Source organism: Pantoea sp. 18069 (assembly GCF_902706035.1).
Classification (GTDB): Bacteria; Pseudomonadota; Gammaproteobacteria; order Burkholderiales; family Burkholderiaceae_C; genus Comamonas.
Genome location: NZ_CACSJA010000003.1, coordinates 77030 through 98532 on the forward strand (window position 1 = coordinate 77030; position 21503 = coordinate 98532).

At 66.5% G+C, this 21503-nt stretch carries 22 protein-coding genes; 12 read left to right on the plus strand and 10 right to left on the minus strand.

Translation table 11 applies throughout. From position 1 onward, the window contains the following. Nucleotides 1-20: 20 nt before the first annotated feature. The 4 genes from GVL12_RS04225 to gorA all read left to right on the plus strand — a co-directional run bounded on the left by GVL12_RS04225 (nt 21) and on the right by gorA (nt 3855). Nucleotides 21-1352, plus strand: a complete 1332-nt coding sequence (locus tag GVL12_RS04225) for a porin (protein WP_200843491.1) — start codon at nt 21-23, stop codon at nt 1350-1352. A 246-nt stretch (nt 1353-1598) separates the two neighbouring features. Beyond that, complete coding sequence (locus tag GVL12_RS04230) at nt 1599-1922, plus strand: YciI family protein (protein WP_159911410.1); 324 nt, start codon at nt 1599-1601, stop codon at nt 1920-1922. 3 nt (nt 1923-1925) lie between these two features. Then, nucleotides 1926-2201, plus strand: a complete 276-nt coding sequence (locus GVL12_RS04235; RefSeq protein WP_200843492.1) for a hypothetical protein — start codon at nt 1926-1928, stop codon at nt 2199-2201. Between the two features lie 307 nt (nt 2202-2508). After that, the gene (gene gorA, locus GVL12_RS04240; protein WP_159911411.1) at nt 2509-3855 is read left to right on the plus strand and encodes a glutathione-disulfide reductase; all 1347 of its coding nucleotides are present in this window, start codon (nt 2509-2511) and stop codon (nt 3853-3855) included. Nucleotides 3856-4072: 217 nt separating this feature from the next. On the opposite strand, the gene GVL12_RS04245 is transcribed toward gorA, so the two are convergent. The 8 genes from GVL12_RS04245 to GVL12_RS04280 form a co-directional block, all read right to left on the minus strand. Further along, nucleotides 4073-4564: a MarR family winged helix-turn-helix transcriptional regulator gene (locus GVL12_RS04245; RefSeq protein ID WP_200843493.1), complete on the minus strand. Its 492-nt coding sequence runs from the start codon at nt 4562-4564 to the stop codon at nt 4073-4075. Between the two features lie 102 nt (nt 4565-4666). After that, on the minus strand, nt 4667-5452 hold the full coding sequence (locus GVL12_RS04250) for an enoyl-CoA hydratase-related protein (RefSeq protein WP_159911413.1): 786 nt from the start codon (nt 5450-5452) through the stop codon (nt 4667-4669). Then, nucleotides 5449-6258 (minus strand): crotonase/enoyl-CoA hydratase family protein, encoded by an 810-nt coding sequence (locus tag GVL12_RS04255; RefSeq protein ID WP_159911414.1) that lies wholly within the window; start codon nt 6256-6258, stop codon nt 5449-5451. Before GVL12_RS04255 ends, GVL12_RS04250 begins: the two co-directional genes overlap by 4 nt. Continuing rightward, entirely contained in the window at nt 6255-7469 is a 1215-nt protein-coding gene (gene pcaF / locus GVL12_RS04260; RefSeq protein WP_159911415.1) for a 3-oxoadipyl-CoA thiolase, read from the minus strand. Before pcaF ends, GVL12_RS04255 begins: the two co-directional genes overlap by 4 nt. A gap of 2 nt (nt 7470-7471) precedes the next feature. Next, nucleotides 7472-8314, minus strand: a complete 843-nt coding sequence (locus GVL12_RS04265; protein ID WP_159911416.1) for an amidohydrolase family protein — start codon at nt 8312-8314, stop codon at nt 7472-7474. Between the two features lie 22 nt (nt 8315-8336). Next, nucleotides 8337-10001: an AMP-binding protein gene (locus GVL12_RS04270; RefSeq protein ID WP_159911417.1), complete on the minus strand. Its 1665-nt coding sequence runs from the start codon at nt 9999-10001 to the stop codon at nt 8337-8339. A 23-nt stretch (nt 10002-10024) separates the two neighbouring features. Then, complete coding sequence (locus GVL12_RS04275; protein ID WP_159911418.1) at nt 10025-10798, minus strand: SDR family NAD(P)-dependent oxidoreductase; 774 nt, start codon at nt 10796-10798, stop codon at nt 10025-10027. A 94-nt stretch (nt 10799-10892) separates the two neighbouring features. Continuing rightward, complete coding sequence (locus GVL12_RS04280) at nt 10893-11861, minus strand: tripartite tricarboxylate transporter substrate binding protein (RefSeq protein WP_159911419.1); 969 nt, start codon at nt 11859-11861, stop codon at nt 10893-10895. Between the two features lie 140 nt (nt 11862-12001). On the opposite strand from GVL12_RS04280, the gene GVL12_RS04285 reads away from it, so the two are divergent. Continuing rightward, nucleotides 12002-12895: a LysR family transcriptional regulator gene (locus GVL12_RS04285; RefSeq protein WP_159911420.1), complete on the plus strand. Its 894-nt coding sequence runs from the start codon at nt 12002-12004 to the stop codon at nt 12893-12895. Between the two features lie 315 nt (nt 12896-13210). On the opposite strand, the gene GVL12_RS04290 is transcribed toward GVL12_RS04285, so the two are convergent. Further along, complete coding sequence (locus GVL12_RS04290) at nt 13211-13912, minus strand: TetR/AcrR family transcriptional regulator (protein ID WP_235033801.1); 702 nt, start codon at nt 13910-13912, stop codon at nt 13211-13213. A 142-nt stretch (nt 13913-14054) separates the two neighbouring features. Here GVL12_RS04290 and GVL12_RS04295 point away from each other — a divergent pair, with 142 nt between their 5' ends. From GVL12_RS04295 to GVL12_RS04325, 7 genes are all read left to right on the plus strand, one after another. After that, nucleotides 14055-15275: an acyl-CoA dehydrogenase family protein gene (locus GVL12_RS04295; protein ID WP_159911422.1), complete on the plus strand. Its 1221-nt coding sequence runs from the start codon at nt 14055-14057 to the stop codon at nt 15273-15275. Between the two features lie 22 nt (nt 15276-15297). Continuing rightward, complete coding sequence (locus GVL12_RS04300) at nt 15298-15813, plus strand: flavin reductase family protein (RefSeq protein WP_159911423.1); 516 nt, start codon at nt 15298-15300, stop codon at nt 15811-15813. Nucleotides 15814-15857: 44 nt separating this feature from the next. Continuing rightward, nucleotides 15858-16934, plus strand: coding sequence for an amidohydrolase family protein (locus GVL12_RS04305; protein WP_159911424.1), 1077 nt, complete (start codon nt 15858-15860; stop codon nt 16932-16934). 19 nt (nt 16935-16953) lie between these two features. Next, nucleotides 16954-17331: a hypothetical protein gene (locus tag GVL12_RS26225; protein WP_200843494.1), complete on the plus strand. Its 378-nt coding sequence runs from the start codon at nt 16954-16956 to the stop codon at nt 17329-17331. 72 nt (nt 17332-17403) lie between these two features. Beyond that, entirely contained in the window at nt 17404-18444 is a 1041-nt protein-coding gene (locus tag GVL12_RS04315; RefSeq protein ID WP_159911425.1) for a porin, read from the plus strand. A gap of 17 nt (nt 18445-18461) precedes the next feature. Then, nucleotides 18462-19382 carry an amidohydrolase family protein gene (locus GVL12_RS04320; RefSeq protein ID WP_159911426.1) on the plus strand — a complete coding sequence of 307 codons (921 nt, stop codon included), beginning with the start codon at nt 18462-18464 and terminating at the stop codon, nt 19380-19382. 55 nt (nt 19383-19437) lie between these two features. After that, nucleotides 19438-20415: a tripartite tricarboxylate transporter substrate binding protein gene (locus tag GVL12_RS04325; protein WP_159911427.1), complete on the plus strand. Its 978-nt coding sequence runs from the start codon at nt 19438-19440 to the stop codon at nt 20413-20415. 156 nt (nt 20416-20571) lie between these two features. On the opposite strand, the gene GVL12_RS04330 is transcribed toward GVL12_RS04325, so the two are convergent. Beyond that, nucleotides 20572-21501 (minus strand): SMP-30/gluconolactonase/LRE family protein, encoded by a 930-nt coding sequence (locus GVL12_RS04330; RefSeq protein WP_159911522.1) that lies wholly within the window; start codon nt 21499-21501, stop codon nt 20572-20574. Between the last annotated feature and the right edge of the window lie 2 nt (nt 21502-21503).

Here is a 21503-nt window from a genome sequence, read left to right on the forward strand (position 1 = left end):
GGTTACCCGAAATACAAGCGATGAAAAAGACCTTGACCACCGCGCTGCAGGCTTCGAAAGCCGCGCAAGGCGTGATGCTGGCGGTGGCCGCCGGCGAGCGCGGCATCGTCAAGTGGGACGACCCGATCGCTCCCTTCTTTTTCCACATCGAAGACGGTGTTCGCCCAGGCGCAGGCGTACACGAACAGGGTTTTGATCGAAGGACCGCGTGGTGCGATCCAGCAATCAATTCAACAACGAGAACGATGGAGACTCCCATGAACAAAACTTTTATAGCTCTGGCCCTCGGCCTGTCCGCTACGGCTGCCACCGCCCAAAGCGCGGTGACCATCTTCGGCGTCGTCGATGTCGACGCTGCCCGCTACAAGCTCAATGGCGTGAGCAAGGCGCTGGTCGGCTCCAGCGGCCATTTGCCGAGCCTGCTGGGTTTTCACGGAACCGAGGACCTGGGGGGCGGCTACATCGCCGGCTTCTGGCTGGAAAGCACGCTGCTGGGCGACACCGGTGGGGGCCTGGGCGCCGCCGGCGGGGCGCTCACCTTTAACCGCCGCAGCACGGTGGGCCTGGCCACGCCGTGGGGCGAGGTGCGGATGGGGCGTGAGAACGCTGCCACGTTCTGGAACCATATCGTCTATGACCCGTTCAATGGGTCCGGCCCGGGATCGGCTCTCAACACCACGATCGGTAGCGGCGGCAACGGCTCGGCGAGCGCCAACCCGCCTTCCGCGGTGTCGGTCGGCAACAGTGTCAGCTATCGCTGGGGCTACGCGCCCAACAGCCAGTCCTATCTTGGCCGGGGGTTCTTCGGACATGTGATGCACGCGTTCTCGGAAACATCGGCCGGCGCGCCCGCCGTGGGCCGCTACACGGGTGCCCGCGTGGGCTATGCGAAGGAGCGGTTCCATGGGGCCGTAGCGTACGCCGTTTCGCGCGGTCCGGGCTCCTACAATGCAGCGCCCGGTCTGCGCCATCAGGAATTCAACCTGGGCGCTTCATACGACTTCGGCTTTGCGCGCCTGATGGCACACGGGGGCTTCAACAAAACCGACGTGGCCGATACGCGCTACACCCATTGGGGGGTGGGCGCCGTGATCCCGGTCGGCGCAGGCAAGATCCCTGTATCGTACCGCCGCGTAAGCCGCGACAACGCGGCCGGCAGTGGCGCACGCCAGCTTGCCGTCGGCTACGTTCATGCGCTGTCGAAGCGCACCTCGGTGTATACGACCATCTCGCGCCTGGAGAACCGTGGCGGCGATACCTTCACGTTCCGCGGTGGCAACGGCGGGACGTCGGGCCTGGCCGGCGGCGGCTCGGGCACCGGTTACGACATCGGCATCACGCACAGGTTCTGAAGAACGAGGCCACGCCGAACGACTTCCCGGTGCTGCTGGCCAATGGCACGACCGACATTCGCGAGGCGAGCGACGGGCCTCGGCACGAGGTCGTTGCGACGGATTGATGGTGCAAAAGCCCACGCTGCAGCGGCCGGCTGCCATGCCGGGCACGATGATCTGGCCCATGCCGCGCTGGCCGAACAGAGCGCGGCGTTACCGGTTCCACGTCCATGCCTGGACGGAACCACATTTTGGAGATGACCCATGCTTTACCTGCGAATCTGCTTCGACAAGAAGGACGGCGGCGCGCTGCGCAGCGAACTGCTCCAGCGCCATCGCGAATACGTTGCCGGCCACCTGGGCGACGACAAGGCCGTCAAGGTCGTGCAGGCTGGCCCGATGTGCGTTGGTGACGACACCAACAGCAACCTCGGCAGCTTCCTTGTCGTGGAGGCGCAGTCATTCGCCGATGTGCAGCAGTTCCACGACAACGATCCGTTCACGCGCGCCGACCTGTTCGAACGCGCGGATGTCGTGCGTTGGGACCGGCATATCGGCAATCCATCCCAGGACAAGTACGTTCCCTGACGCGTGGACAGCCTGGACGCAGTGGGCACCGGCATGGAGCAGATGGCGCGTGCCGGCTATCCCGAGGGCTGGGAGGTGGGCCGGCACGTGCTGGGTTCCAACTACTTTCGCTACGTGCGCGACCCTTGGGGCAGCTATGCCGAGTACTCCTACGACATCGACTTCGTGGAGGCTGGCGCCGAGTGGCCGGCGGGCGATCACCCACCGGAAGACGCGCTCTATGTCTGGGGGCCCGAGCTGCCGCAGGACTTCGTCACCCACCACGAGCTGGCCAGTTGACACCAACCATTCGACCCGGACGATCACGAGATGCCACAGCGGCCTGGGGCTCCTATCTGGCGCGCGCGCCTGCTGCCCTTGTCGTGCATCCCGTACGCGCTGGCCTTTCTGGGCGCGCTGTGCGTCACCGTAGAACTGCGCGGCTGCATGCCCAACAGGCCAGTGATGCCGCTGTGCAGGCGCAGCACGAGCGGGAGCGTCGGCTCAGTCGAGTGACCGTTCCGGATGGCCCTGTGCGCCCCTGCGATCCGACCTTGCCCAAACACGGGTTTCACCATCCACCTTTCGCCCACAGGGCCTTTTCAAGATGAGCAGCTTTAACTACGACCTGTTGGTCATTGGCGCCGGTTCTGGCGGTGTGCGCGCAGCGCGTATCGCAGCCGGCCACGGCGCCCGCGTGGCGGTGGCCGAGGAGCACCGCGTGGGCGGCACCTGCGTCATCCGTGGCTGCGTGCCCAAGAAACTGCTGGTGTATGGCGCCCACTTCGCCGAGGACCTGAAGGATGCCCGTCGATTCGGCTGGAACGTGCCGAAGTGCACCTTCGACTGGACCGTGCTGCGCAACAACGTGCTCGCCGAGGTCGACCGGCTGAACGGCCTGTACCGCCAGAATTTGTCCAACCACCAGGTGACGGTGCTGGACGAGCGCGCCACCGTGGCAGGGCCGCACGAGGTGGTGCTGGCCGGTGGGCGGCGGCTCACGGCCAAGGTCATCCTCATCGCCACCGGTGCCACGCCCGCGGTGCCTTCGGTGCCGGGCGCGGAACTGGGCATCACCTCCAACGAGGTATTCCACATCGAGCATGCTCCGCTCCGTGTGGTGATCGCCGGTGGCGGTTACATCGCCAACGAGTTCGCCGGCATCTTCCACGAGTTCGGCGCCCAGGTGACTCTGGTTAACCGTTCGAACCAGATCCTGCGTGGCTATGACGAATCGGTGCGCGACCGGCTGCTGCAGATCAGCCTGGGCAAGGGCATCGAGTTTCGCTTCAACGCGGCCTTCGAGCGCATCGTGCGCCAGGCCGACGGCAGCCTGCGCGTGCACCTGAAGGACGGCGAGCCCATCGATTGCGACCAGCTGCTGTTCGCCACCGGGCGCCGGCCCAACACCGCCGGCCTGGGGCTAGAGGCGGCCGGCGTGGACCTGGACGACCAGGGTGCCGTGCGCGTTGACGAATACAACCGTTCCAGCGTGGACAGCATCTACGCCGTGGGCGACGTGACCAACCGTGTGCAGCTCACGCCGGTGGCCATTCGCGAGGGCCATGCCTTCGCCGACACAGTGTTCGGCGGCACCCCCCGCACCGTGGACTACCGCTGCATCCCCTGCGCGGTGTTCAGCCATCCGCCGCTGGCCGGCGTGGGCCTCACCGAGGCGCAAGCGCGCGAGCAACTGGGCTCGGTGAAGGTCTACACCTCCGACTTCCGACCCATGAAGAACGTGCTGGCTAACCGGGACGAGCGTGCGCTCTACAAGATGGTGGTCGATGCGGACACCGATCGTGTGGTGGGCCTGCACATGATCGGCCCCGATGCACCCGAGATTCTGCAGGCTGCGGCCGTGGCGGTGAAGGCTGGTCTGACCAAGCAGGATTTCGACGATACAGTGGCGCTGCATCCCAGCATGGCCGAGGAGCTGGTGTTGTTGAAATAAAGCCCCTGTGTGCGCACCCCGGACCGCCTGCCAGTGCGCCCACGCACCACCGCGTTGCTGGAACAAGCGGGAGGGGCGCGCACTTGCGTCCATACGTGAAAAGTGTCGAACATCCGTGGCCACCCGCGCCGATCTCAATGCCTTGATCGCCCACATGCGCGATCGTTGGGCCCGCTGCCAGCCCTTGGAGCTGGTGGCCTGGAAATACGTTTGTGAATTATTGCGTGGTCTGCTTGACGCGCTGAGATCGGGAGCCGGCCGCATTGACAAGCATGCGGCTCAAGAATGACTGGAGCATGCTGCATTCGTCCTTGGAAAAGCCTTTCAGGTGCGCATCGAGCACCTCGCACAAGACGAACGGAATCCGGGCCGCTGCGCAGCGGCCTTCCGGCGTGAGCGCCAGATCGACCACACGCCGGTCTGTGACGGAGCGGGTGCGGCGCACCAGCCCCTTGCGTTCGAGCCGGTCCAGCGTGCGGGTCATCGCGCCCGCATCCATCAGGCACATGTCCGCGAGTTCGGCTACGGTGCTGCCCTGACCCAGGTGCAGCTTGTAGAGCGGCATCCACTGTGCGTGCGTCAGACCCTGGGGCGTCAGCAAGGCATCGATGTCGTGAGCGAGGCCGTTGACAATGCGCTTCATCAGGTACCCCACGTCGTGGTCTGCAGGGTACTCGCCGGGCCGGTAGAAGGCGTATGGATGGGGCATGGATGCGGCCTCGCTGTGAAGTTCCAATAGGTTGTTCATCCGCCCCGGATTTGGCACGCTGTGGTTACCACGCCAATAGCAAATCAGATCGTGATGGCGCCATCAACGCTTCGGAGACTTTGAGAAGTTCGCAGGACGCTTGTCCAGCCGGGCGCGCATGCCCTCGTGTTTGTCCGGACTGGCGAAGGCGGTCTGGAAGGCGTTGCGCTCGTATTCCAGGCCCGCCGACAGCGGTGTCTCCATCGCCATCAGCACCGACTCCTTGATCAATCGCAGCGCCACCGCAGGCAGCTCGCCCAGTTGCTGGGCCAGTGCCAGGGCGGTGGCTTCCACCGCATCGTCGTCCAGCACCTCGGCCACGAGGCCGCACTGCAAGGCAGTCTCCGCGCCGATCGGCTCGCCGAGCAGCAGCAGCTTCATCGCGCCGAACTTGCCCAGCGCCCGCGTCAGCCGCTGCGTGGCGCCGCCGCCGGGCATGATGCCCACCTTCACCTCGGGCTGACCGAAGCGGGCGCTGCGCCCGGCCAGTATCATGTCCGCATGCAGGGCCAGTTCGCAGCCGCCGCCCAGCGCGTGGCCGCGCACCGCCGCGATCACCGGTTTGCGGCAGGCGGCGATCGGGCCCCACAGCAGATCGTGCCGGCGCGCCAGCAGGTCCATGGGCGTGGCGTCCACGTACTCGTTCAGGTCGGCGCCCGCGCAGAAGGCGCGAGGGCCGCCGGCCAGCACCAGCACGCGCACCGATTGGTCGGCGTCCAGGCGGCAAAAGGCCTCGGCCAACGCGTGGCGCAGGGCCAGGTTCAGTGCGTTGAACACCTCGGGACGGTTCAGGCGCAGCAGGGCCACACCCTCGAAGGGCCGTTCTTCCAGCAGGATGTCGTCGCTCATGCCGCACCGCCCGTGAAGGTCGGCGTGCGCTTCTCGAAGAAGGCGGCCACGGCCTCGGCGTGGTCGGCCGTATGGTGGGCCAGGCCCTGCAAGTGGCCGGCGGCGTGCAGTGCTTCGTCCAGCGTGCCGGTGCGGGCCTGCTGCAAGAGCTGGCGCGTCCAGCGCAGCACCTGTGGTGGGTTGGCCGCGATGCGACCGGCCAGGCGCAAGGCCTCGTCGATCAAGGCCTCGGGCGCGACCACCCGCGAGACCAGGCCGAAGCGGCAGGCCTCTTCGGCATCGATCGCATCGCCCGTGAGCGCCATCTCGGCCGCGCGCGCATGGCCGATCACGCGCGGCAGCAACCAGCAGCCGCCGTCGCCAGGTACGATGCCGACCTTGACGAAGCTCTCGGCGAAGCGCGCGGTGGTCGACGCGATGCGCAGGTCGCACATGCAGGCCAAGTCATTGCCGGCGCCGATGGCCGGGCCGTTGACCGCCGCGATGATGGGCACCTGCAGCGCCTCGAAGGCGCGCGGGATGCGCTGGATGCCCTCGCGGTAGCCCTGAGCAATCTGCTCGGGCGAGCCCGCGAACATGCCGGTGCGGTCGCGCATCTCAGCCACGTTGCCGCCCGAGCAGAAGGCGGTGCCCGCGCCGGTGAGGATGGCCACGCGCACGCTCAGGTCCGCGTTCAATTCAGCGAAGCGCTGTTCGAAGGCCGCGAACATGGCTTCGCCGCTCAGGGCGTTGCGGGTGTCGGGCCGGTCGAGGGTGAGCAGCGCGACGTGGCCGCGCCGTTCAAGCCGGATGGGCTGGCCGCTCATGGTGCGTCTCCCACGCGTTCGATCGCCATGGCCACTCCCTGGCCCACGCCAACGCACATGGTCACCAGGCCGTAGCGCCCACCCGTGCGCTGCAGTTGCCGCGCCGCGGTGAGTACCAGGCGCGCGCCACTCATGCCCAGCGGGTGGCCGAAGGCGATGGCGCCGCCGTTCGGGTTCACATGCGGCGCATCGTCGGGCAGGCCGAGCGCGCGCGTGACGGCCAGGCCCTGGGCCGCGAAGGCCTCGTTGAGTTCGATCACATCGAAGTCGCGCATGCGCAGGCCGGTCTGCGCCAGCAGCTTGTACACCGCGGGCACCGGACCGAAGCCCATCACGCGCGGCGCGATGCCGGCGCTTGCATAGCCCACGATGCGCGCAAGGGGCCGCAGGCCGTGGCGCTGCGCGGCCGCTTCGTTGGCCATCAGCAGCGCGGCCGCGCCGTCGTTCACGCCCGAGGCATTGCCGGCGGTGACGGTGCCGTCCGCGCGGAACGCGGGCTTGAGCGCGGCCAAGCTGGCGGCCGTGGTGTCGGCGCGCGGGTGCTCGTCCACGCTCACCACCGTGGCCGTGCCCTTGCGGCCCGGCACCGACACCGGCACGATTTCCTGGACCAGTACACCCGAGCTCATGGCCGCCGCTGCGCGCTGCTGGCTGCGCAGCGCGAAGGCGTCCTGGTCGGCGCGTGAGATGCGGTGTTCCCTGGCCACGTTTTCGGCGGTCTCGCCCATGCTGTCCACGCCGTGCAGCGCGTCCATGCGGGGGTTCACGAAGCGCCAGCCGATGGTGGAGTCGTGCACCTCGGCGTGGCGCGAGAAAGCGGCTGTGGGCTTGGGCATCACCAGCGGCGCGCGGCTCATGCTTTCCACGCCGCCGGCGATGGCGATCTGCGCCTGGCCCGCGTGCAGTGCGCGCGCCGCCTGCGCCACGGCTTCGAGGCCTGAACCACACAGCCGGTTGACCGTGAGCGCCGGCACCTCGACGGGCAGGCCCGCGAGCAGCGCGCTCATGCGCGCCACGTTGCGGTTGTCTTCGCCCGCCTGGTTGACGCAACCGTAGACCAGCTCGTCGATCAAGGCCGGGTCCAGCGAAGGGTGTCGCGTCATCAGGGCCTGCAGGGGCAGGGCGCCGAGGTCGTCGGTGCGGATGCCAGAGAGTGCGCCGCCGTAGCGGCCGATCGGCGTTCGCACGCCGTCACAGAGGAAAGCGTTCATGGTCACAGCCCCAGCACCCTTTCGGCGTTCCCGTGCATGATCTTTTCCATCACCTCGGGCTTGTAGCCCAGCTCGTCCCACTCGCGCAGGATGCGCTCGTAGGGCAGACTGGGGTAGTCGCTGCCGAACATGATCTTGTCCTGCAGCCGGCCGCGGATGTCCACCTTGAGGTTGCCCGGGAAGTGCTTGGGCGCCCAGCCCGACATTTCCCAGTACACATTGCCCTTGTGCAGTGCCACGGCGGTGGTCTCGTCGACCCAGGGCCAGCCGGGGTGGGCCATGATGATCTTGAGGTTAGGGAAATCGGCCGCGAGCTGGTCGATGTGTTTCGGGTGGGCATGGCGCACCAGCGCACCGTGGCCGCCCGGCATGCCGGCGCCCATGCCGGTGGTGCCCACGTCCACCATCACCGCCGCGCCCATGGCGTTGATCTCCTCGAACAGCGGGTAATAGCGCCGGTCGCTCACGGCGAAGTGCTGCATGATCGGATGGAAGTGAAAGCCGATGAAGCCCAGCTCCTTGATGGCCTTGCGGGCCTGGATCATGGCGATCTCGCCCTTGGCGGGCTCCACCGCGCCCCAGCACTGGATGACGCGCTGGGGGTGGCGCTTCCACATGCCGTGCACATAGTCGTTGGTGCAGGGTGGTGCGGCGACGGTGGTTTCCAGGTCCAGGGCCACCAGGCAGGCTTCCACGCCGGCGCCGGTGAACTCGGCGATCACGTCGTCTTCGCTCTTGCCCACCCAGTCTCTTTTCCAGTAGCGGGCCAGCTCGGCCGGGTAGGGGCCCTGGGATTCGATCCAGGTCGGGGTGCCGGGGTAGCAGTGCAGGTCGATGATTCGCATGTCGGGTCTCTTCTGGATGGGTTCAGTGGGGGATGCGGCGGGCGGCCTCTTCTTGCGCTTGCTTGAGCGTGATCAGTTCGCCGAGGGCCTTCTTGGACACCTTGCCGAAGGTGGACGCCGGGAAGTCCGGCAGCACCTCCAGCCGCTCGGGCAACTTGAACTTGGCGATCTCCTTGGTGAGCAGGAAGTCGACGAGCTCCTTCAGATGAAGCGCCTGCCCGGCCTTGAGGATCACGAAGGCGCACATCTTTTCGCCCAGGGTTGGGTCAGGCATGGGCACGCAGGCCACGTTCTGCACGGCGGGGTGCATCAGGATCAGGTTCTCCACCTCCTCGGCGCTGATCTTTTCGCCGCCCCGGTTGATCAGGTCCTTCTTGCGGCCTTCGACGATGTAGTTGCCCGAGGCGTGCTTGCGCATCAGGTCGCCCGAGCGGTAGAAGCCGTCGGGCGTGAACTGGCGCGCGTTGTACTCGGGTACGCCGAAGTAGCCCCGCAGGGTGTAGGGGCCGCGCACGGTGAATTCGCCCACTTCTCCATCGGGCACCACACGGCCGTCGTCGTCGAGCAGCAGCACCTCGTCGTCATCGCACACGGGGCGGCCGCAAGTTTCGAGCTTGACCTCCTCGGGGTCGCTGGCGCGCACGAACATCAGCGTGCCTTCGGACATGCCGAAGTTCTCCTGCACGAACACACCGGGGATCAGGGCTCGCGTGCGGGCGCGCACCTCGGGCTGCATGCGCTGCCCGCCGCTCTGGATCAGCTTGAGGCTGGAGAGGTCGAAGGTTTCGGCCGCATCGTCGTTGATCAGGCGGATCAGCAGCGCGGGCACCACCTTCAGGTGCGTGACCCGGTGCTTCTGGATCAGCGCGAACATCTCCGCCGGCCGGGTGTTGGCGTGCAGCACCACCTTGGCGCCCCTGAACAGGAAGCCCTGGATGCCGGGGCAGGCCAGGGGCAGGTTGTGCGCGATCGGCAGCACCAGCAGCAACACCGACTCGGCGTCGATCTCGGTGACCTCGGCGGCCACCCGGGAGTTGTAGGCGTAGTCGTTGTTGGTGCGCGGGATCAGCTTGGGGATACCGGTGGTACCGCCCGAGAGCTGGAAGATACAGGGGTCCGTCGGGTCGATGCGGATCTCGGCCAGGCGCGAGGCCGGCAGCGTGGCCGGCTTTCGGATCAGCTCGCGCAGCGAGACCTCGCCTGGGCCAGCCTCGCCGAGCACCAGGCGGAACTTCAGCGACGGGTTCTCGGCCTGCACGCGGGCGATCACCGGCGCAAAGGCAAAGTCGCCTGCAGTGTCCGGGTAGACGCAGGTGGTCGCGCCCGAGAGTTGCACGAACTGGCTGATCTCGGCATAGCGGTGCGTGACCAGCGCGGCGATCGGGATGCAGCCGATCTTCTGCAGCGCGAAGTAGAGCACCACGAACTCGTGCACATTGGGCAGCGTGGGCACGACACGGTCCAGCGGTTGCAGGCCGAGTTCGAGCAGGTTCAGCGCCAGGTTGGTGCTGACGTGGTCGAGTTCGGCGTAGGTGAACGTCACGTCGCCATCGATCAGCGCCACGCGGTCGGCGTAGCGCTTGAACACGGCGTCGAACTCCTGCGCCAGCGACTGGTCGCGCCAGTAGCCCTTGGCGCGGTAGCGCGCGGCGTATTCGGGGGGAAAGGGAATGAATCCTTCAAGCATGGTCGGGTCTCCTCGTTGGGGGGTCAGGTCGAACTGGTGAAACCGCCGTCGATGACAACGACTTCGCCCGTGACGAAGCGCATGCCCTGAATCAGGTTGAGCATCACTTCGGCCACGTCGTCGGCGGTGACGCAGCGCTTGAGCGGTGTGGTCTTGGCGCGGGCGGTCATGAGGGGCTCGTACTTGTCGCCCAGCATGCGTTCCATCCAGTCGCCTTCCATCCAGCCCGGTGCCACCGCGTTCACGCGAATGTCCGGGCCGAGGTTCCAGGCCAGCATCTTGGTCAGGCTGACCACGGCGGCCTTGCTGGCGGCGTAGGGCAGGGGTTGCGGGCCGGGGCGCAAGCCCACGATGCTCGCGGTGTTGACGATGCTGGGTTGACCGCCCTGCGCCTTGCTTTTGCGCAGCAGCGGCACGGCCGCGCGGCTGACCTGGAAGTTGCCGCGCACGTTGACTGCGAAGGTGCGGTCCCATTCGTCGATCTTCAGGCTCTCCAGGTCCTTCACCTTCCAGGTCGCGGTGGTGCCGGCGTTGTTGACCAGGGTGTCGAGGTGGCCGAATGCATCGCCTACTTTCGCCAGCATCTGGCGCACGGCGGCGTCGTCGCTCACGTCGCACTGCAGCAGCAGGGTCTGGGAGCCCAGGGCCTGGGCTTCGGTTGCCACGGCCTGCGCGGCCTGGGCGCTGGAGGCGTAGTTGATGGCCACGTCGTAACCGGCCTTGGCGAGTGCCAGCACGGCGCTGCGGCCGATGCCGGTGCCGCCGCCGGTCACGAGGGCTTTTTTGCGTGGGGTCATGGTGTTTGCTCCAGTCTTAAGGGTTGCGAGGGTGAGGTTCGTCCCGGGCACTGGCGGAACCGGTGCCGTCGGGCGGTGGGGGGGATGCGGTGGCTTACTGCGGCTGCACGCCGAGTTCGTTCACTAGGTGCTTCATCGCGGCCTGCTGCTGCACGAAGAATTCGCGCGCGCCGGCCACGCTGTCCTGGCGCGGGGACACGCCCAGCTCGCCCAGGCGGACGGTCACTTCGGGCGAGGCGGTGATGCGGTTCACATCGGCGTTGATGCGCTCGACGATCGCGGCCGGCGTGCCCGCGGGCACGATGATCTGGAACCAGCCGATGGCTTCGTAGCCGGCGTAGGTTTCCGCCACGGCGGGGGCGTCGATGCCGGGCTGGCGTGTGGCCGAGGTGACGCCCACCGCGCGCAGCCGGCCCGACTTCACGTGCGGCAGCAGGCCCGGCACGCCGTCCACGGTGAACAGAGCGTCGCCCGCGAGCACGGCGGCCACGGCTTCGGGCGGCGTGCGGTAAGGCACGGTGAACATGCCCATGCCACCGGCCTTGCTCACCATCTCGCCGGCCAGGTGCGGCAGCGAATTGAGCTGCGGCGCGGCGAAGTTCACCTTGCCGGGCTGCGCCTTGGCGTGTGTCGCGAGGTCGCTCACCGAGCGGATGTCGCTGGCGGCGGGCACTACCAGCATCAGCGGGCTGATGCCCACGGTGGCGGCCGGGGTGAGGTCGGTGCCGGGGTTGAACTGCGGGTTCTTGAAAACCAGCGGCGTGATGGTGCCCATGGCCGCCGGCACGAAGCCGATGACGTAACCGTCGGGCGCCGAACGGGCCAGCGCCGACATGCCGGGGATGCCGCCCGCGCCGGGCCGGTTGTCCACCACCACGCCCTGGCCCCAGGCCGCGGCAAGCTTGTCGCCCACGATGCGCGCGATCACGTCGGGCGCGGAGCCGGCGCCGACGGGCACGATCATGCGCACTGGTTTGCTGGGCCAGGCCATGGCGGTGGTGCTGCCAAGGGTCAGCAGCAGCACTGCCGCTCGCAGGACGTGGCGTGTCGGAATGAGGGTCATGTCTTGTCTCCGGATCGTTGGACTTGGTGTCCCCGCTCGGTGGGATGACGCTGACTCTAGGCAAACACGAGGATTTCAATAAGATGGCATGATTTAAAAAGCGATTCACAAATCGCATCCCCCCGGAGACACGCCCGCGCATGAAACTCGATCAACTGCAGCACCTGATGGCCATCGTCGAACACGGCAGCCTGCGCTCGGCCGCGCGGCGGCTGGACATGCCCCAGCCCGCGCTCACGCGCAGCGTGCGGGCGCTGGAGCGGGAACTCGGGGTGAGCCTGTTCGCGCGGCAGACCACGGGCATGGTGCTGACCGCCGAAGGCGTGCGCTTTCACCGGCGGGCCTGCGTGATCTCCAGTGAGGCGCGGCGCGCGCGCGAGGAGGTGCAGCACCCCGGGCCGGACTACGAGGGCACGGTGTCTGTGGCGCTGTCCATCATGCCGCACCTGGGCATGCTGCCCGATGCCCTGTCGGTGTTCCGCAAGACCTACCCCAAGGTCAAGCTCAACATCACGGAAAGCCTGATGCCGGCGGTGGAAGGTGCGCTGCGCGACGGCAGCCTAGACTTTTACCTGGGTGCTGCGCCTTGGCAGAAAACCGCGCCGGGCCTGGCCATGCAGCACCTGTGCGACAACACGCGCGTGGTGGTCTGCCGCAAGGGGCACCCGCTGGCACGCGTGCGTAGCCTGAAGTCGCTGGCCGGTGCCGATTGGGCCAGCACAACCATCGATTACAACGCCGAGGAAGATCTGGCACGGCTGTTCGCCGCCCATGGCCAGGCCGCGCCTCGGGTGATGCTGAGTGCGCATTCGGCGTTGTCGGTGCAGGTGGCACTGGTGCAGACCGATCTGCTGGCCATGCTGCCCCGGCAGTGGATGGACTTTGCGATGACGCGCGACCTGCTGGATGTGGTTCCTGTGCGCGGGCGGCTGCCGGCGCCGGCGATCGTGCTGGCGCGCCGGCCCGACCTGCCGCTGTCTCCGCCGGCCGAGTTCTTTTGCGATGTGCTGTTGCGCGGCCTTCCGCGCGTTTGACGTCAGCGCGCAGGGGCGCGAAGCTGCCATGCAGCCCGAGCATGCCACCGAACCAACCTCGCTGCGAGCAGCGATCTTCCCCTTAATCCGGGACGCAATGCGAGCTCGCTGGTGGCAGGTTTGGTGGTGAGCGATTTGCGCATACTTGGCAGTCCAGGGCCTATGAGACAGGCGACCATCTCGCGCAGTTGCTCTGCGCTGAGATTGTTCAGGGATTGTTGCTGCGCCAGCATGGCAGAAAGTGCGTCAAGGAAGGCCCATTGCCGTCATGCGCAAATCCACGGATTGCGCGCTTGGTGGGAGGCCGCACAGACTTCAGACGCTGCTTTCCCCGCAGGCCCGCCTGTTCGCCCACCCGCTCAGATACTCGCGTGAGAACTTGACGCCGCGCTCGCAGTGGCGGCTGGAGCAGCCGAGGCCCGTCAGCCCCATCCGTACGCATTCGTCCATGTAGGCCTCCGGGTCGGCCACGCCCAGGCCCAGTGCACCAATGCCGCTCACCGATGCGCCCATCATGAAATCGACAGCGACGTCCAGGTCGCCAAACGAAAATTGTCCTTCCTCACGGCCCTTTCTCAGGTCCTCCTGCATGTAGTCGCGCACCAGCAGCTTGTTATTCGACGGCATGCTCGATCGGGTGATGAAGGACGCCCAGACAGGGTCTGTAGCCGCACGTAGAAGGAAAAGGCGAAAGCCTACGGCAAAGCGCTGCCACGGCTCCTTCAGCACATCGTAGATCGGCAGGATGTCCGTTGTCATGCGATCGCTCTGGGCCAATGCAAGCGCATGCAGCACTTCGTCGAGCGACAGGAAGTGCAGATAGAAGGTGCCCCGCGAGACGCCAGCCTCGCGCACCACGTCCTCGATGACAGGGGCGCGTCCGTGGGCTTCGGCGAAGACCTTCATCGTTGCTTCAAGCAGGCGCGCTCTCGTCAGCGCCCGCTTCTTCGCAGCCACTTCCACGCGATGGTCGGGCCTCGCGGATGCGTTGCGCGCAACGCTCTCTTTTGTCGCCATGGCGGCCTCCAGTGATGAATTGTCAGTCTGATGAATCGATGTTTTGACGTCGGGATTGTCCCGTTGAGTCGTTGACATCAGTCGAATAGAGTAAGCATCAATGTCATTGTGACATGTTCATTCACTGTGAGGAAACCATCCCATGACCCCATTGACCCCTGAACAAGAAGCCCGGCACAACGCCGCCGAGGCAGCCATGAGATCAACGCTCGTCGCACGTGCGAAGGGACTGAACGCCGTTCTCACCAGGAACGCCGTGCAGACCGAGAAAGACCGCAGGGTCGTGGAGGAGAACATTGCCGCGATGGCGCAAGCCGGGCTGTTCCGCACCATGGTGCCCAAGCGCTACGACGGCTTCCAGGGCTCCATCCGTACGCATCTCGAAGTGACGGCAGCAGTCGCCGAAGCCTGCGGTTCGTCCGCATGGGTACTGGCATTGACCAATGTCTGTGCCTGGTTCACCGGCCTGTTCGATGAGCGCGCCCAGGACGATGTCTTCGGGGCCAATCCGGATGCGCGCGTCGCAGGCGTCTTCTCGCCATCGACGCAGGTCCAACGCGTGGAAGGCGGTCTGGTGGCCTCCGGCAAATGGTTCTGGTCTTCCGGCTGCCTGCATGCCGACTGGGCCATGCTTGGCGTGCTCGAGCAGGACAAGAACGGCGCCACGCTCAACCAGTACCTGGCGTTGATGCCGATGAGCGAGCTGAGCATCGAGGACACCTGGTTCACCGCCGGAATGAAGGGCACCGGAAGCAACTGCGTCGTGGCCAAGGATGTCTTCGTTCCCGACCATAGGCTGCTCCCGCTGATGAAGGCGGTCGAAGGCGACTACCCCACGCCATTCACGGACGAAGCGACCTATCAAGCGGCCTTTATTCCAGTCGCCGCACTGGTCCTGGTCGGCGCGCAGCTCGGCATGTCCCGCGCGGCCCTGAGCCATGTGATCGAGAAGGCACCGCAGCGCGCCATCGCCTACACATCCTTCAAGAAGCAGACGGACTCGGTCGCCTTCCAGGTCCAGGTCGCCAAGGCGGCGCTGAAGATCGACACGGCCCACCTGCATGCTTTCCGCGCTGCAGACGATATTGATGCGGCGGCCCTGCGCGGCGAGTACCTCGATTACAAGACCCGGGCGCGTGTTCGTGCCGATACGGGCTATGTGGCGCAGTACGCGAGCGATGCCATCAACATGCTGATGACGGCCCATGGCGCCGGAAGCTTCGCCGAGGCGAGCCCGATGCAGCGCATCTGGCGCGACTCGAACACCGCTGCGCGCCATGCCATCGTCCTGCAGCCGGTGGGCGAGGAGATCTACGGCAAGGCCTTGTTGGGTGTTGAGAACACCGTCACGCCGCTGGTCTGACCTTGGGCACCGGAGAAGCCGCATGGAAACCAATTTCGACCCCAAACTGTTCCGCGACGTCATGGGACATTTCGCGACCGGCGTCACGGTGGTCAGCTACATGTGCGAAGGCGAGGCGCGCGGCATGACCGCCAATGCATTCATGTCGGTCTCGCTGGACCCGCCACTGGCGGTGATTTCCGTGCGGCGCGCCGCGAGGTTCGCCGCGGTGGTCGGCACCGGTGACCGCTTCGGCGTCAACTTTCTGCTGGAGAGCCAGCAGTCGTTGAGCAACCACTTCGGCGGTCGCCCCTGTGCAGAGCTTGCGTCGCCTTTCGAGGCGCGCGACGGCACGCCGCTCATCCGCGACAGCCTTGCGCAACTCGTTTTGCGAACGGTCGACGTGCACGCGGCGGGCGATCACCTCCTGTACATAGGCCGCGTCGAACACATGGCGCTCGGTGAAGAACGCAAGCCGCTGGTCTTCTACAGCGGCGCCTACAAGCAAGTGAACATCCATGCGCCCAAGGTCTTCTGGTCGGACGGCGACGGTTGGTAGCGTGCAGACCCATTCCACATGAGCAGGACAAGAACGGAGCAACAATGAACCCTCAATACACGCAAGGTCGACGCGGCTTCCTGGCAAGCAGTGCCGCGCTGCTGGCAGGCACAGGGGAGTCGCTGCCTGTGCACGCGACGCCCAAGGCCGTGCGCAAGATCGACGTGCATGCGCATTTCCTGCCGGAGAAGTACCGCCGCGCGCTGGTTGCCGCCGGACACTCGAAGCCGTCCGGAATGCCGGGCATCCCCGCCTGGAGCGTTGCTCAACACCTCGAGATGATGGACCGTAACGGCATCGAGGCGTCGATCATCTCCATCTCGGCCCCCGGCCTGCACTTTGGCGACGACGCTGCCGCGCGGGATCTGGCGCGTTACGTCAATGAAGAAGGCGCCAAGGCGACGCGAGCGCATCCGACGAGATTCGGCATGTTCGCATCGCTTCCCCTTCCGGACATCGACGGTTCGCTGAAGGAGCTGGAATACGCGTTCGACGTGCTCCAGGCCGACGGCATCGTCGTGGAGAGCAATCACAACGGCGTCTACCTCGGCGACCGCCGGCTCGACCCCATCTTCGCCGAGCTGAACCGGCGCAACGCGAAGCTATTCATTCACCCGACCAACCCGCATTGCCCTTGCTGCCAGGGCCAGGATCAGGCATCGCTGCCTCCGATCGGCTATCCGTTCCCGATGCTCGAATTCATGTTCGAAACCACCCGGGCCGTGTTCAACCTGATTCTTTCCGGCACGCTCGCCAGGTATCCGAACATCAAGGTCATCGTGCCGCATGCGGGCGCCACGGTGCCGGTCCTGGCCGACCGGGTGGCGGGGCTGTCGCCCGCGCTGGGCCTGCCCGAGAAGCTCGACGTGACGCGCTTCTATGAAGCGCTGCGCGGTCTTTACTACGACCTTGCCGGCTTTCCGTTGCCGCGCCAACTGCTGCCTCTGCTCGAGATCGCCGACCCGAAACACATCATGTACGGCAGCGATTGGCCGTACACGCCAGAAGCGCTGGTGGCGGCGCTTGCCGGGCAGCTCGATGCAAGTCCCCTGCTCACGGATCGCTTGCGGCAGGACTTCATGCGCAACAACGCGTTGGCACTGTTCCCGAAGTTCGTGTGAGACACATGGAGACCCCGGCGTGCTCGGCGTGCACTTGGCGGACGCGTTCTTCCTCAGCGTGCCCGTGCTCGCGGCAGCACGCCACCTCTGCACGCGCTGCGGCCTGGGCGTGCGCGACGAAGGCGATGCGCTGGCGCTGTACACCCACGGCCATCCGCACCGTTGGGGCCGGGTGTTCCAGACCGCTGGGCCCAGGCGGCTGGCATGGCTGAGCCTGGGCTCCCACTGTTTCCGTTACGTGCCTGACCCCTGGGGCCGCTATGCGCAGGACTCCTGCGACTTCGACTTCGGCGGGCAATGCCTGGCCCTCGACCGACCACCCAGGCGAGGACTCGCTTTATGTCCGGGGGCCAGTGCTCCGCAGGACTTCATCGTCCACCACGAGACGGCCGCTTGAGCCGTCGGCTGCACCCCCGCTTCGGCGGTGTGGTGCAGCCACGAAAAAATCAACCACCACAGGAGAAGACAGATGAAGAAGACCATCACCGCCGCTGCTGCGGCCCTCGCCCTGCCAATGGCGGCGCTCGCGCAAACCAGCGTCGCCATGTACGGGATCATGGATGTTTCGCTGCAGCACCTGCGCTTCGGCAGCACGGGTACGCGACCCGGAGCCAGTCTCACCGCTTTGACGAGCGACACCTCGCGACTGGGTTTTCGCGGGACCGAAGACCTGGGCGGGGGCATGAAAGCCTACTTCAAGCTGGAGACCGGCTTCCAGGCCGACACCGGCATGCAGACCAGTGCGACCGCCTTCTTCAATCGCGAGACCTATGTGGGGCTGGCCGGTGCCGGGCTGGGTTCGGTGCAGCTGGGCAGCCAGTGGGCGCCGGGCCTCCTGATGGCCCTCAAGGTCGATCCGTTCATGCGCTTCGGCGTAGGTGGTCAATACACGCTGCTGCAAGGCTCGCGTGGTTACCAGAACCGATACGACAACGCCGTCCAGTACATCTCTCCGACCTTCGGCGGGGTCACTGCGCGGTTGCTCGGGGCCGTAGGCGAGGGGGCGGCGACGGGGAGCAGCTATTCCGGCAGCGTCGAGTACGCGGGCGGACCGCTGTTCCTGGGGGCTGTCTACGATCAGGTGCATGCGACGCCCGCGTCGCTAGGCCTTGGTGGCGATCCCGTCGTCAGCCGGACGCTGTCGCTGGGGGCCACCTACGATTTCAGCGTCGCCAAGGTGGGCGCCTGGTACCAGACCAACAGGGTCGGTGGTCTTTCGGACGTCAACGGCTACCTGCTGGGTCTCACGGTGCCCGTGGGCGCTGGAGAGATCCGGGCGTCCTACTCTCATCGCAGCGCCACGAATGCCAGCGCTTCGCTGCTGGCGATCGGCTACGGCCACTACCTGTCTAAGCGCACGCAGCTCTATGCCAACGTGGGCCGCTTGAGCAACTCCGGCGTCGCGGCCTTCCGGATGGGGCCGGCGACCTCCGAGCAGGCGGCGGCCGGTTTGCCCTTCCCCGGGCAAGACACCACCGGCTACCAGTTCGGCATCCGGCACTTCTTCTGAATGGAACGGGTTGACCCATGTACATCGACGTCCACCATCACTTCAATGCGCCGGGCGGCCGCAGCGGCCGGCCCGACTGGTCGCCGCGCTCCACGGTCGCTGCGATGGACGCCGCCGGCGTCTGCGCGGCCATCGGCTGGCCCGGGCCCGTGGTTGCGGCCGACGCCGCGTCATCGCGCACGAGGGCACGTTTCCTGAACGAGTTCGGGGCGGGCATAGTGCAAGACCATCCCACGCGTTTCGGCCTGTTCGCATCGCTGCCGCCGCTGACCGACGTCGAAGGCGCGCTGCACGAGATTGCGTATGCATTCGACCAGTTGCAGGCCGACGGCATCGGGCTTCTGACGCACTACGGCGACACCTGGCTGGGCGACCCGTCATTCGTCCCCGTGTTCGAGGAACTCAATCGCCGCGCGGCCGTGGTCTTTGTGCACCCGACCGCGTCGGGCGGAACCTGTGCCTGCGGCACGCTCGGCTACCAAACGGCAGATGTCTCGCAGGCCTGGCTCGAATACCCGTTCAATACGGCCCGCACGATCCTCAACCTCATGGTGGCGGGGACCTTGCGCCGCTTTCCCGACATCCGCTTCATCTTCTGTCATGGCGGCGGCGCCTTCACCGCCTTGCTGAGCCGGATCACGGGCTTCAAGGGATGGTTCGAAATGGGCCAGGAGCGGCTGGATGCGTTGTTCCCGCGCGGGGTCGAAGCCGAGTTCGAGCGTCTTCACTTCGAATGCGCGCAAGCCTACGCGCCGCAGAACATGGCGCTTTTGCGCAGTCTGGTGCCGACCTCGCAGATCCTGTTCGGCACCGACTTCGATCGCTTTTCGCTGCAGCACAGCGTCGAGCAGTTCGAGCAGCTGGACTTGTCCGAGGACGTTCGCAGCGCGATCGCATACGGCAACGCAAGGCGTCTTTTCTCGCGCCTGCCCGGATAGAGCGCGGCCTGCGCGGCAGGCACCGCAAACAAGAAAACCCCTCAGGAGACAGAAAATGTTCAATTGCAACCGCAGGCTCATGGTCGGCACTTGTGCCGTGGCGCTGGCATCGCCAGCACTCACTCTGGCGCAGGCGAAATACCCCTCCCGTGCCATTCGATTCATCTCGCCTGCGCCGCCGGGCGGGCTGTCCGACACCATCCCCCGGACCCTGGCCACGGATATCGCGGTCTCCATCGGTGTACCGGTGACGGTGGAGAACCGCGGCGGCGCGGGTGGCTCGATCGCGACCTCGACGCTCACGCGCTCGCCCGCCGACGGCTACTCGCTGCTGCTCGGCACCGGGGGAATGATGACCCTCAACCCCTTCTTCATACCGAACCTGCCCTTCGATGTCCGCAAGGATTTCGTCGGGCTCGCGCTCGTTGCCTTCAGCCCGCTCTACCTGGCGGTCAGAGCCGATGCGCCATATCGCAATCTCGCCGACCTGGTGGCGGCTTCGAAGGCGGCGCCGGGCCAGCTGGCCTACGGCCACCTCGGCAACGGCTCTACGGCTGCCGTGGCCGCGGCCATGCTCGCCAAGGCCAAGGGGCTGGACCTGATCGACGTTCCCTATGCCGGCTACGCACCCGCGCTGACCGAGCTGCTGGCCGGGCGCCTGGCCTTCTGTTTCGTCGACGGCAACTCGCTGTCGCGGATCGAGCAGGGCTCGCTGAGAGCGCTGGCCGTGACGACGGCGCAGCGCTCCCCGCGTCTGCCCGAGGTGCCATCGTTGAAGGAACTGGATGTCAACGTCGACATGTCGCTGTGGTTCGGCGTGTATGCCCGGGCGGGAACGCCGCCCGACGCGGCATTGCGCCTGCGCGATGAGATACGCCGCGCGACCGCGAGCCAGGCCTTCCGAGCCCAGCTCCACACCTTCGGCCTCGAGCCGGGCACGCTCTTCGGCGAAGACTTCCAGAAGTTTCATCTCGCGGAACTCGACCGTTGGGCGCGAACTCTGCCGACCCTGGGAATCAAGGGCTTGGTCTGAGAACGTGACGCCAGCAAGGCTTGGCGGTGTGCGCTGTAGCGCATGGAGTCTTGCCGCGCCCAGCAGGTGGCGGCGCATGCGTGGATGACGCAGGAAGAGGGCTGGACCCTCCAGACGGCAAGCAGCGTTGCAAGCCAGGGCGCGCAACCCCCCCAATCACCGGCCCTGGCCGCTTCCCGCATGCAGCACCAGCCCCGGCGCGTCCAGCGTGGCGCACAGGATCTGGCCATGGGTCGAGTCCGTGACATAAAGTGTGCGCCGGTCAGCGCCGCCAAACGCCAGATTCGTCGTCGAGCTGCCGGTCACGCCACGCAGGACTTCGACGGGCTCGGCGCGGTGATTGAGCACCCAGACATAGCCCAGCCCCGGGTTGGCGACCAGCAGCCGGCCGTCGGTGTCGACCGCCAGGCCGTCCGGGCCGCTGGGGCCGTAGGAGGTGAAGAACTGGCTGACCTTGGCGACGCTGCCGTCGGGCAGCAGCGGCACGCGCCACACGCAGTTGCCGCGCGTGACCGCGAGGTACAGCACGCGGCCATCGGGCGACAGCGCCACGCCGTTGGGGCTGGGCACGTTGGCCAGCAGCAGGTCGAGCTGGCCATTGGGTCGCAGTCGGTAGAGCCGGCCGCTGGGGTCGTGCAGGCCGCTTTGGCCCTGGTCGGTGAAATACAGGTTGCCTTCGGCGTCGAACACCAGGTCGTTCACGCCCTTGAAGCGCTCGCTGTTGCGGCGCTCGAGATAGGGCGTGACCGCGCCGCTGGGCACATCGAGGTGCATCAGGCCGTTCTTGTAGTCGGTGATCAGCAGCGTGTTGGCATCGAGGAACTTCATACCGTTGGGCTCGCCGTCGTACTCTGCCACCAGGCTCCAGTCGCCTTGCGCGTCGATGCGGAAAATCCGCCCCCAGGGAATGTCGCTCACATAGAGGTTGCCGGCCGCGTCGAACACCGGGCCTTCGAGGAAGGAGTCGGTGATCGCGCCGCCGCGGTTGGCGTCGGCCCAGGCGCTGCGCTCGCGGCGCCGGAACTGCTCGGGCATGGCGGTGAAGCATTCCAGTTCACGGACCTGGGGGGATTGCAGCAGGAACATCG

Bases quoted from the DNA above. Each gene is read 5' to 3' on its own strand.
- GVL12_RS04225 (WP_200843491.1), top strand. From the start codon at position 21: ATGAAAAAGACCTTGACCACCGCGCTGCAGGCTTCGAAAGCCGCGCAA.
- GVL12_RS04230 (WP_159911410.1), top strand. From the start codon at position 1,599: ATGCTTTACCTGCGAATCTGCTTCGACAAGAAGGACGGCGGCGCGCTG.
- gorA (WP_159911411.1), top strand. From the start codon at position 2,509: ATGAGCAGCTTTAACTACGACCTGTTGGTCATTGGCGCCGGTTCTGGC.
- GVL12_RS04245 (WP_200843493.1), bottom strand. From the start codon at position 4,564: ATGCCCCATCCATACGCCTTCTACCGGCCCGGCGAGTACCCTGCAGAC.
- GVL12_RS04250 (WP_159911413.1), bottom strand. From the start codon at position 5,452: ATGAGCGACGACATCCTGCTGGAAGAACGGCCCTTCGAGGGTGTGGCC.
- GVL12_RS04255 (WP_159911414.1), bottom strand. From the start codon at position 6,258: ATGAGCGGCCAGCCCATCCGGCTTGAACGGCGCGGCCACGTCGCGCTG.
- pcaF (WP_159911415.1), bottom strand. From the start codon at position 7,469: ATGAACGCTTTCCTCTGTGACGGCGTGCGAACGCCGATCGGCCGCTAC.
- GVL12_RS04265 (WP_159911416.1), bottom strand. From the start codon at position 8,314: ATGCGAATCATCGACCTGCACTGCTACCCCGGCACCCCGACCTGGATC.
- GVL12_RS04270 (WP_159911417.1), bottom strand. From the start codon at position 10,001: ATGCTTGAAGGATTCATTCCCTTTCCCCCCGAATACGCCGCGCGCTAC.
- GVL12_RS04275 (WP_159911418.1), bottom strand. From the start codon at position 10,798: ATGACCCCACGCAAAAAAGCCCTCGTGACCGGCGGCGGCACCGGCATC.
- GVL12_RS04280 (WP_159911419.1), bottom strand. From the start codon at position 11,861: ATGACCCTCATTCCGACACGCCACGTCCTGCGAGCGGCAGTGCTGCTG.
- GVL12_RS04285 (WP_159911420.1), top strand. From the start codon at position 12,002: ATGAAACTCGATCAACTGCAGCACCTGATGGCCATCGTCGAACACGGC.
- GVL12_RS04290 (WP_235033801.1), bottom strand. From the start codon at position 13,912: ATGGCGACAAAAGAGAGCGTTGCGCGCAACGCATCCGCGAGGCCCGAC.
- GVL12_RS04295 (WP_159911422.1), top strand. From the start codon at position 14,055: ATGACCCCATTGACCCCTGAACAAGAAGCCCGGCACAACGCCGCCGAG.
- GVL12_RS04300 (WP_159911423.1), top strand. From the start codon at position 15,298: ATGGAAACCAATTTCGACCCCAAACTGTTCCGCGACGTCATGGGACAT.
- GVL12_RS04305 (WP_159911424.1), top strand. From the start codon at position 15,858: ATGAACCCTCAATACACGCAAGGTCGACGCGGCTTCCTGGCAAGCAGT.
- GVL12_RS04315 (WP_159911425.1), top strand. From the start codon at position 17,404: ATGAAGAAGACCATCACCGCCGCTGCTGCGGCCCTCGCCCTGCCAATG.
- GVL12_RS04320 (WP_159911426.1), top strand. From the start codon at position 18,462: ATGTACATCGACGTCCACCATCACTTCAATGCGCCGGGCGGCCGCAGC.
- GVL12_RS04325 (WP_159911427.1), top strand. From the start codon at position 19,438: ATGTTCAATTGCAACCGCAGGCTCATGGTCGGCACTTGTGCCGTGGCG.
- GVL12_RS04330 (WP_159911522.1), bottom strand. From the start codon at position 21,501: ATGTTCCTGCTGCAATCCCCCCAGGTCCGTGAACTGGAATGCTTCACC.